Raw genomic sequence first — 9066 nt, forward strand, 5'->3', positions numbered from 1 at the left:
CCCCGCCCCCGGGCCCCCCGCACCCCCCCCCGCCCCCGGCCGCCCCCCCCCCCCCCGGGGGGGGGCCCCCGCCCGGCTGCCCGCTCCTAGCGCAAGGCACCCGCCGCCCGCCCGCGGTGGGCGGCGGCCACACCCTGCAGGGTGTGCGCCAGCGCGTTGGGCGTGGGCAGCGCCAGCATCTCCTCCTGCAGCCGCCGGGCGTCGGCGCGCACGGCGCCGTCCCCGAGCAGCCGCAGCAGCGCGGCCCGCACCGCGGGCCCCCGCGCCCGGTCCGGGCTCATGCCCAGCCCCGCGCCCGCACGCTCCAGGCAGCCGAACTTCAGCGGAGCGTCGAACGCCCGCCCGATCAGCAGCTGCGGCACCCCGTGGCGCAGCGCGCACCCGAACGACCAGGTGCCGCCGTGATGCACCACGGCCGAGCAGGTCGCCAGCACCTCGGCCGGCGCAACGGCCTCCACCACACGGGTGTTGGCCGGCACCGCGCGCAGGGCGCGCCGCGAGGCGGGCGGCAGCGCCAGCACCAGCTCGATGTCCAGGCCGGCCAGCGCGTCGAGGATCTCCTGGATGCGCTCGGCGGACAGCAGCCGCACCGGCCCGTCGTCGAGAGAGTCGCCGAAGGTCATCAGCACCCGCGGCGCGCGCGGCGGGTGGGCGAGCCACCCGGGCACCACGGCCGGCCCGTTGTAGGGGACGAACTGCACGCCCAGCGTGCCCGGCCGCTCATCGGGCCGGAACGAGGCGGGCAGCGGGGCGACGGTGAACTGACCGCCCACCAGGTCCTCGGAGAAGTCCACGCCGAACCGCGCGGCCCAGCCCGCCAGCCAGTCCCGCAGCGTGTCGGCGCGCCGCCCGGACGGCTGCAGCGCCTGGGCGTGCAGGAAGTCCTCCCGCAGCCGCGTGTACACGTCCACGGAGTACAGCACCCGGGCATGCGCCGCACCGACCGCGGCCGCGGCCACCGCCCCCGCGAACGCCTTGGCACCCCACAGCACCAGATCCGGCCGCCAGGCGCGGGCGGCGGCGACCAGATCCTCCATCATCGGGTCGTTGGACCGCCGCGCCTGGGGCAGCACCAGGTCGTCGACGACCCGGCACACCTGCTCCCAGCCCAGCCGCGCCCGGTCCGGCCGCAGGTCGAACAGCGCGTCCAGACCCTGCTGCGGGGACCGCCGCGCGGCCGCGGCCCGCTGCGAGGTCTGGCGCTCGTCCCGCTGCCTGCGCACCGCCGGGCTCTCGCCCGGCCCCACCGCCAGCCCCGTCAGGCCGGCCGCGGCGACGGCGTCGAGCAGGTCGGGCCAGCCCGCCACCCGCACCTCGTGCCCGGCGGTCCGCAGCGACCACGCCAGCGGCACCAGGTTGTACAGATGAGTCCTGAAGGGAAACGGCACGACGAGAACGCGCACAACGCGCTCCTTTCGAAGCGTGGAAGAGACGAATACACCCAGCAAAACGGCTCGCGAACCCGCCGTTCAACCGCTGAAACGCCGCGGTTGAACAAACACACCGGCACGGTCAAAAACCCTTAAAAATTGGTGAACTTGACAGAGCGGAGCACTCAACGCGACTGTCGGGGTGCTCAGTTGCCGAGACAGCATCAGGAGGTGAAACAGATGAAGACGCTTCGTCAGTGGAACGCTCTGCGCTCGCAGCGCAAGGGCGGTGTCCGCCCGGCCGGTACGCACTTCAAGTGGGCGGCCTGACCAGGGCAATTCTCTTAGTCTGTGGAGGGTCCCCGGGGCCCTCCACAGACTGGGTTTCGGGCCTCAGAAATCTCCGACCCCGGCAATCGAGGTGAGACCAGTGCACCGATGGAGTTACGAACGCTTTTGTGTGGAACAGAAAACCTTGAACGGGCTGATGGATCGATTCCTGGCCCACGAACCCTGGCAGAAACCGCACGACCCGCTCACCGACACGGAACGCGCCGAACTGCGGGAGACGATCGGCCGGCTCCGGCACCCCCGGATCGTCGAAGAACTCTGCGCGCTGGCCGCCACCCACCCCCGCGCCGAGATCCGCCTGACGGTCCTCGAAGGCGTCGAACCGTTCCTGGCCACCCACCCCGCCGCCCGCGAGTTCTTGGTCTGGCTGCTCGGCGACGACGAGGACTTCGTCGTGTTCGGCGCGGCCAGGATCGCCGGGCGCAACCGCGTCGGCGAGGCCTACGAGGAACTGCTGCACATCACCGGCCCGGCCGAGGCCGGCCTGTTCCGCAGCACCAAACCGGTGGGCATCGGCGCCGCCGTCGTGGCCAGGGCGATGGACCGGATCCTGGGCGCCGAGGACCGCGCGGCCCGCCTCGGACTCGAACGGGAACACGCCGCGAGCGGGCAGCTCCCGCCGGAATGCGCCCTGGACGAACACTGGGACTACGACCCGCACAACCTGCCCAGCCCCGCCCCCGGCGACATGGTGCACATCCCGGCGTCCGACTTCGTCGCCGGCATCGGCATGGACGACGTCGTGCACCCCCTGTACGACGTGGACGACGCCGCCCCCCGGCAGATCCGCCACCTGCCCGACTTCCTCATCGACCGCCACCCGGTGACCAACCGCCAGTACGACCAGTGGGCACACGGCCCCCAGGCCGCCGAGCACGCGCTGTGCCACCCCGACGAGCCCGAGGGCAAGGACCACCGCCGCGGCATCGCCGGCGACACCCGCTTCGGCCCCGACCACCCCGCCACCGGAGTCGACTGGTTCGACGCCTACGCCTACCTCGCCCACCTCGGCAAACGGCTGCCCACCGAACTGGAGTGGGAGAAGGCCGCACGCGGCGACAGCGGCGCCCGCTACCCGTGGGGCGACACCTTCGACCCCGACGCCCTGCGCTGGTTCGGCGCCTCCTTCGGACCGGCGGACAGCCTGGAGCACTGGCGTGACGTCCTGAGCACCTTCGACGACACCACCCCCGCCGCCACCACCGTCCCCGTCGGCTCCCACCCCAAGAACGTCAGCGCCTACGGCGTGGTGGACCTGGTCGGCAACTGCTGGGAATGGACGGACACCAACTTCTTCACCCGGGACCGGATGAAACCGATGATCTCCGGCCGGCCCCGCACCGAATGGGCCACGGCCGAGGAGACCTCGGTGGTCATCCGGGGCGGCGCCTGGACCTCCATGCGCGAACAGGTCACCACCTACTTCCGCGGCAAGGACCTCTTCACCGACCGGCACAACGAGATCGGCTTCCGAGGAGTGATCCGGTGACCTCCCCCCAGCGCATCCCGCGCTTCACCTACGACGGCACCGTGACGGCCGAACAACGCGCCTTCTACGACCAGTACGGGTTCGTCGTCTACCGCGGCGTGTTCGACGCCCAGGACATCGAGACCATCCGGCGCGACGCCCGCCGCCTGGAGCGCGACACCCTCGCCGGGAACGTGCCCGCCGAACACCGCGACCAAGTGATCAAGCCGTCCTACGACGAGGACGGCCGGGCCACCCTGCACCGGCTGCCCTACTTCACCCTGCACTGCGCCGACACCCGCAACCTGATCGCACGACGGAACCTGGACGCACTCGGCCCCGGCCTCCTGGGCGCGCCAACCTGGCGCTTCGAGGACGCCATCGACGGAGCCGTGTGGCAGATGAAACGCGGCGGGCGAAGCTCCTACAGTGCCCTGGACTGGCACCTCGACTTCCCGCACGACCTGCCGGTGACCCCGCTGGTCAACGTCGGCGTCTACCTGGACGCCGCCACCGTCCGCAACGGCTGCCTGGTCCTCGTACCCGGCTCCCACCGCTACCCGCCCCGCCGCCTGCCGCCCGAGGGACTCCCCCTGGAAGCCGAGGCCGGCGACGTCATCTGCCACACCTACAACATCCTCCACCACTCCGGCCCGGTCCTGGACGACACCAGCCGGGCCACGCTGTACGTGTACTACTCCGCGGGCGAGAAGCCCTCGGCGGGCACCGCGTACAGCCACCGGGCGGGCGAGGACTTCGCAAAAATGATCACCGGAGCGGAGGCCGGCACGCGATGACCATCACCGAGCAGCTCTCTACCGAGCCCCCCGCCCCCGACCTCCCGCCCGAGGTCCTGCGGATCGCCGGCTGGAACGACGGGCCCGCGGCACAGCGCGACGCCCTGCTCGCCGGCTACCTGCACACTCTGGAACAGCTCACCGACCCGCACCTGCTCGGCGAATGCCTGGCCGTCGGCCTGCTGCACGAGGCACCCGCGATCCGCCGCCACACCCTGGCCGCCGCCGTACGCCTCGCCCCCGACCTGGCGGCCGAGGCCGTCGGCTGGGCACTGGCCGACCCCGACGAGACCGTGCGCCAGCCCGCACTGGCCTGCCTGGCCGGCACACCGGCCCCGCGACCCGACGGAGCGGCGCCCGCGCTCCACGCCCTGCTGGCCGTACTGGGCCGCTCACCGGACCAGATCGCCGCGGGCATCGGCAACTACGTCACCATGGCCGACGCACACGCCCTCGCCGGCGCCCGCACCCTGCTCGCCGAACCGCACCTGGCCGGCACCGTCCTGGGCGAGATGCCCGTCCCCCTGTCGGCCGACCGGCTGCCCAGCCGCCTCCTGCTGGACGGCATGCGGCACATCCCGCCCGGACGGCTGCGCCGCGGCACCCGCCCCGGCCAGGAACGCTCCTGGGGCGACGCGCCCGAGGCGGGCGTGCAGGAGACCGCAGTCGACGGCTTCTACCTGGACACCCTGCCGGTCACCAACGACGCCTACGACGCGTTCACCGCCGACGTCGCCGCCCACGGCCACCTGTGGTGCCACCCGGACGAACCGCGCGGCACCGACCACACCCGCTCCACCGCCGGCGACCCGCGCTTCGCCGGCGACCACCCCGTCACCGGCGTCAGCTGGTACGACGCGGTGGCCTACGCCGACTGGTGCGGCAAACGGCTGCCCACCGAGGACGAATGGGAACGCGCCGCACGCGGCGACGACCACCGCCGCTACCCGTGGGGCACCCGCTTCCACCCCGACCGGGCCCGCGGCCTGCACACCCTCCTCGGCCCGGACGGCGACAGCGACCCCGACCGCCCGGCCTGGCTGCGCCGCCTCGCCGGCCTGCACCCGGCCGACCTGCCCGCCCCCACCGGCCCCGTCGGCACCAGCCCCGACAACGCCTCCCCCTTCGGAGTCCGCGACCTGTGCGGCAACGCGTGGGAATGGACGTCCACCCGCTACCTGGACGGCCTGCCCCTTAAGCCCCGCTTCGGCACGATGGACCCCGGCGACCTGTGGGGCGAGTGGTCGGCCGAGGTCAGCGTGCGCGGCGGCGCGTGGAGTTCACCGCCCGCCCTGCTCACCGCCGTGAGCCGGGCCGGCAAGACACTGGTGACCAGAAGCCCCGAGATCGGCTTCCGCTGCGCGGTGAGCGAATCCGAGGCACCGCGGTGACAACCGGACCACGGCGTATGCGGCGGGCCCTGCCCGAGGGCTACACCCGCTGCCTCGCCAACCCCGGCTTCCGCCGGCTCCAGCCCGGCTTCCTCGTCTCCTTCCTCGGCGACGGCATGAGCTTCGTCGGCGTGGCATGGCTCGCCGTCGAACTCGCCGCCCCCGCCGACCGGTCCACCGTGGTGGGACTGGCCGTCGCCGCCTACAGCCTGCCCGCCGCGATCGGCTCGCTCACCCTGGGACGCTGGCTCAGCGGACGCAACGCCCGCAGCCTGATCCTGCTGAACTCCATCCTGCGCGCCGCCGTGTTCACCCTCATCCCGGCCCTGTACTGGCTGGACCTGCTGGACGTCACCACCTACATCACGCTGCTCGCGGCCTCCTCCGTCCTGCACGCCTGGGGCATCGCCGGCCGGCAGACGTTCGTCGCCGAAACCCTGCCCGCCGAGGACCGGCTGGCCGGCCACGCGCTGGTGGGCAGCCAGGAACAGCTGTCGTTCATCATCGGACCGCCGCTGGCCGGCCTGCTCTCCGCCGCCCTGGGACCCGCCGCGGTCCTGGCCGGCGACGCCGCCAGCTACCTCTACCTCGCCGTCGTCGCGGCCCGGGTACGCGGCGACAGCACGGTCGGCCGCCGCCCGGCCATCCCGCTGCGCCGCAGCGCCACCACCCTGGCCCGCCACCCCGAACTCATGGGCCTGCTCGCGCTCACCTTCGTGTTCTACCTGCTGTACGGGCCGATCGAGGTCGCCGTCCCCGTCTTCGTGGCCGAACGGATGGGCGGCGACCCCACCGCACTGGGCTGGATCTGGGGCACCTTCGGCGTCGGCGCCGTCATCGGCGCGCTGGCCGCCGGCACACTGCGGCGCCTGCCGCTGTGGCCGACCGCGCTGGCCATCGTGGCCGGCTGGGGGCTGGCGATCCTGCCCTTCGCACAGTTCGGCACGCTCGCCGCGGGCATCGTCGGCTTCGGCCTCGGCGGCCTGATCTACGCCCCCTACGGGCCGGTGACCATCACCCTGCTGCAGCAGAAGGCACCCCTGGACGAGCTGGTCAGCCTCAGCGCCTTCCGCAGCGCCGTCCTGGTCATCGCCACCCCGCTGGGCGCCGCGCTCGGCGGGCCCCTGGTCGGCGCGCTCGGCGCGGCGGGCACCATCCGCCTGTCCGGCCTGACCACCGTCGCCCTCGCCGTCCTGGGCACGGCCCTGATCCTGCTGGTACGGCTGCGCCGCGGCCGTACGCCGCGGCCGGCGGCCGACCGCCTGCACGCCGACCACACCTGAGCGGCCTTTCGACAAGGAGCGGTGATGAAACTCGGACACGACGAGATGCGCAGCCGCCTCGAGGCGGAACGGTCCGTGCGGCTGGGCACGGTCGACGCGCGCGGCGGCGCCCACATGGTGCCCGTCATCTTCGTCGTCGACGGCGACGTCTTCTACTCGCCGACCGACCGGCCCAAGAACGGCGGCCCGCGCCCCAAACGCCTGCGCAACCTGGACCACGACCCGCGGGTCACGGTCCTGGCCGACCTCTACGACGACGACTGGCTCAAGGCGTGGTGGGTACGGCTGCGCGGCACCGGCCGGGTGGTCGGCGAGAGCCCGGAGCGCAGCCACGCGCTGGGCCTGCTGGACCGCAAGTACAGCCAGTTCGACGGCCCCCGCTACCTCAAGGACGGCGGACCGGTGCTCGCGGTGGACATCAAGGACTGGCTCGGCTGGGCGTTCAGCGACCAGTCCGCCCCCGCCGCCCCCCGCCGGCCCTGGTACCGGCGGTGGCCGCGCCCCGCGTGAGCGGCCGTCGGGGTCCACCCGTCCTTGAGGGGCGGTGCAGACGTTCTTGCCATGCTGCGGGCACTACCAAGCCCGGCACGTACTTCCGAAGGGACGACCATGGGATCAGTCGAGGTTCCGGTTCTGATCGTGGGCGGTGGCGGATGCGGTCTGTCCGCCTCCGTCTTCCTGTCCGACCAGGGCGTCGATCATCTGCTGGTGGAACGGCACCCGGACACATCGAGGGTTCCGAAGGCGCACTACCTCAACCAGCGCACGATGGAGATCTTCCGCCAGCACCACCTCGCCGACGACGTGCTCGCCGAGGCCGCGCCGCTGGAGAAGTTCGGCAAGGTGCGCTGGCAGACCACCCTCGCCGGCGACGGGCCGCTGGACCGGCGCCTGATCCACGAGATGGACGCCTTCGGCGGCGGTGAACTGCGCGAGACCTACGCCGCCGCCGGGCCCGTCCTGCCCGCCAAGCTGCCGCAGATGTGGCTGGAGCCGATCCTGCGCCGGCACGCCGAGGACCGCAATCCGGGACGGATCCTGTTCCACCACGAGATGCTCTCCTTCCGCGACGAGGGCGACCGCGTCGTCGCCGAAGTACGCGACCTCGACACGGGGGAGACCACCACCGTCACCTCGCGCTACCTCATCGGCGCCGACGGCGGCCGCATGGTCGGCGCCGCGGCCGGCATCCGGATGCAGGGCCCGCCCGGTCTGGTCAACACCACGACCGCGTACTTCTCCGCCGACCTGTCCCCGTGGTGGCAGGAGGGGACACTCATCACCCACTTCCTCAGCCCCGAGGACCCCGACCTGTCCAGCAACCTCATCGAGATGGGGCCCAGCTGGGGCAAGGACTGCGAGCAGTGGGGCCTGCACTTCGCCCCCGGCCCGCCCGGACGCTGGAACGCCGAGACCGTCGTCCCCCGCATCCGTGAACTGCTGCGCATCCCGGACCTGGAGATGACGGTGCACAAGGTGACGGACTGGATCGTGCACGCCCACCTCGCCGACCGCTACCGCTCCGGCCGGGTCCTGATCGCCGGCGACGCCGCCCACCGCCAGCCCCCCGCCGTCGGCCTCGGCCTCAACACCGGCATCCAGGACGCGCACAACCTCGCCTGGAAGCTCGCCGCCGTCCTCGGCGGCCGCGCCACCGACGCCCTCATCGACACCTACGAGGCCGAACGCAGGCCCGTGGGCCGCGAGAACGTCGACTGGGCGGTCTCCGCCGCCGTGCACCACCAGGCGGTCATCGACGCCGTCGGCGCCGGCCACAACATCCCCGCCGGGCGCCGCAGGCAGCGGCTGGAGGCGTACTTCGACCCCTCACCGCTCGGCGACACCGTGCGCGAGCGCGCCCTGGAGATCTTCCACACCCACCGCGGGGGCTGCCAGTCCCTCGACATGGAGGTCGGCTTCCACTACGAGGACGGCGCGCTCGTCCCCGACGGCAGCCGGGCACCCGACCGCGTCCCCATGCGCAACGAGCACCGGCCCACCTCCCGCCCCGGCCACCGGCTGCCGCACGCCTGGATCACCGCCGGCGCACGGCGCCTGTCCACCCTCGACCTCACCGGCCGCACCGACTTCACCCTGATCACCGGCGCGCAGGGCACGCCGTGGTGCGAGGCCGCGCTGCGGGTGGCGGAGAAGTTCTCGGTCGGCGTGCGCACCGTGCGCATCGGCGACGGCGGCCAGTACGCCGACGTGGACGGCGGCTGGCAGGCCGTGCGGGGCATCACCGACACCGGCGCGCTCCTGGTCCGCCCCGACCAGCACGTCGCCTGGCGCAGCACCGGCGGCGGCGAGGACGCCGAACAGGCCCTGGCGCAGGCGTTCGCCGCGGTCCTGGACCGCTGACCGCCCGCCCCCGCACAGGAATCGGGCGGGGGCCCGGGGTTGGGG

At 73.3% G+C, this 9066-nt stretch carries 7 protein-coding genes; 6 read left to right on the forward strand and 1 reads right to left on the reverse strand.

What is annotated here, in order from left to right; translation table 11 throughout:
- Positions 1 to 86 precede the first annotated feature (86 nt).
- Positions 87 to 1403, reverse strand: coding sequence for a nucleotide disphospho-sugar-binding domain-containing protein (locus ACFC1X_RS40390; protein WP_376364650.1), 1317 nt, complete (start codon positions 1401 to 1403; stop codon positions 87 to 89).
- Between the two features lie 454 nt (positions 1404 to 1857).
- Here ACFC1X_RS40390 and ACFC1X_RS40395 point away from each other — a divergent pair, with 454 nt between their 5' ends.
- The 6 genes from ACFC1X_RS40395 (at position 1858) to ACFC1X_RS40420 (ending at position 9021) form a co-directional block, all read left to right on the forward strand.
- On the forward strand, positions 1858 to 3210 hold the full coding sequence (locus ACFC1X_RS40395; RefSeq protein ID WP_376364653.1) for a formylglycine-generating enzyme family protein: 1353 nt from the start codon (positions 1858 to 1860) through the stop codon (positions 3208 to 3210).
- On the forward strand, positions 3207 to 3986 hold the full coding sequence (locus ACFC1X_RS40400) for a phytanoyl-CoA dioxygenase family protein (protein WP_376364655.1): 780 nt from the start codon (positions 3207 to 3209) through the stop codon (positions 3984 to 3986). The genes ACFC1X_RS40395 and ACFC1X_RS40400 overlap by 4 nt, the downstream gene beginning before the upstream one ends.
- Positions 3983 to 5377 (forward strand): formylglycine-generating enzyme family protein, encoded by a 1395-nt coding sequence (locus ACFC1X_RS40405; protein WP_376364658.1) that lies wholly within the window; start codon positions 3983 to 3985, stop codon positions 5375 to 5377. Before ACFC1X_RS40400 ends, ACFC1X_RS40405 begins: the two co-directional genes overlap by 4 nt.
- Positions 5374 to 6660 (forward strand): MFS transporter, encoded by a 1287-nt coding sequence (locus tag ACFC1X_RS40410; RefSeq protein WP_376364661.1) that lies wholly within the window; start codon positions 5374 to 5376, stop codon positions 6658 to 6660. Before ACFC1X_RS40405 ends, ACFC1X_RS40410 begins: the two co-directional genes overlap by 4 nt.
- 24 nt (positions 6661 to 6684) lie before the next feature.
- Positions 6685 to 7170, forward strand: a complete 486-nt coding sequence (locus ACFC1X_RS40415; protein WP_376364664.1) for a pyridoxamine 5'-phosphate oxidase family protein — start codon at positions 6685 to 6687, stop codon at positions 7168 to 7170.
- 99 nt (positions 7171 to 7269) lie between these two features.
- Positions 7270 to 9021, forward strand: coding sequence for an FAD-dependent monooxygenase (locus ACFC1X_RS40420; protein ID WP_376364667.1), 1752 nt, complete (start codon positions 7270 to 7272; stop codon positions 9019 to 9021).
- Positions 9022 to 9066: the final 45 nt, after the last annotated feature.

The organism is Streptomyces sp. NPDC056128 (assembly GCF_042263835.1).
Lineage (GTDB): Bacteria > Actinomycetota > Actinomycetes > Streptomycetales > Streptomycetaceae > Streptomyces.

What these genes read in the sequence shown, in the direction of transcription:
- ACFC1X_RS40415 (WP_376364664.1), top strand. Translation starts at nt 6,685, where the DNA reads ATGAAACTCGGACACGACGAGATGCGCAGCCGCCTCGAGGCGGAACGG.
- ACFC1X_RS40420 (WP_376364667.1), top strand. Translation starts at nt 7,270, where the DNA reads ATGGGATCAGTCGAGGTTCCGGTTCTGATCGTGGGCGGTGGCGGATGC.
- ACFC1X_RS40395 (WP_376364653.1), top strand. Translation starts at nt 1,858, where the DNA reads ATGGATCGATTCCTGGCCCACGAACCCTGGCAGAAACCGCACGACCCG.
- ACFC1X_RS40405 (WP_376364658.1), top strand. Translation starts at nt 3,983, where the DNA reads ATGACCATCACCGAGCAGCTCTCTACCGAGCCCCCCGCCCCCGACCTC.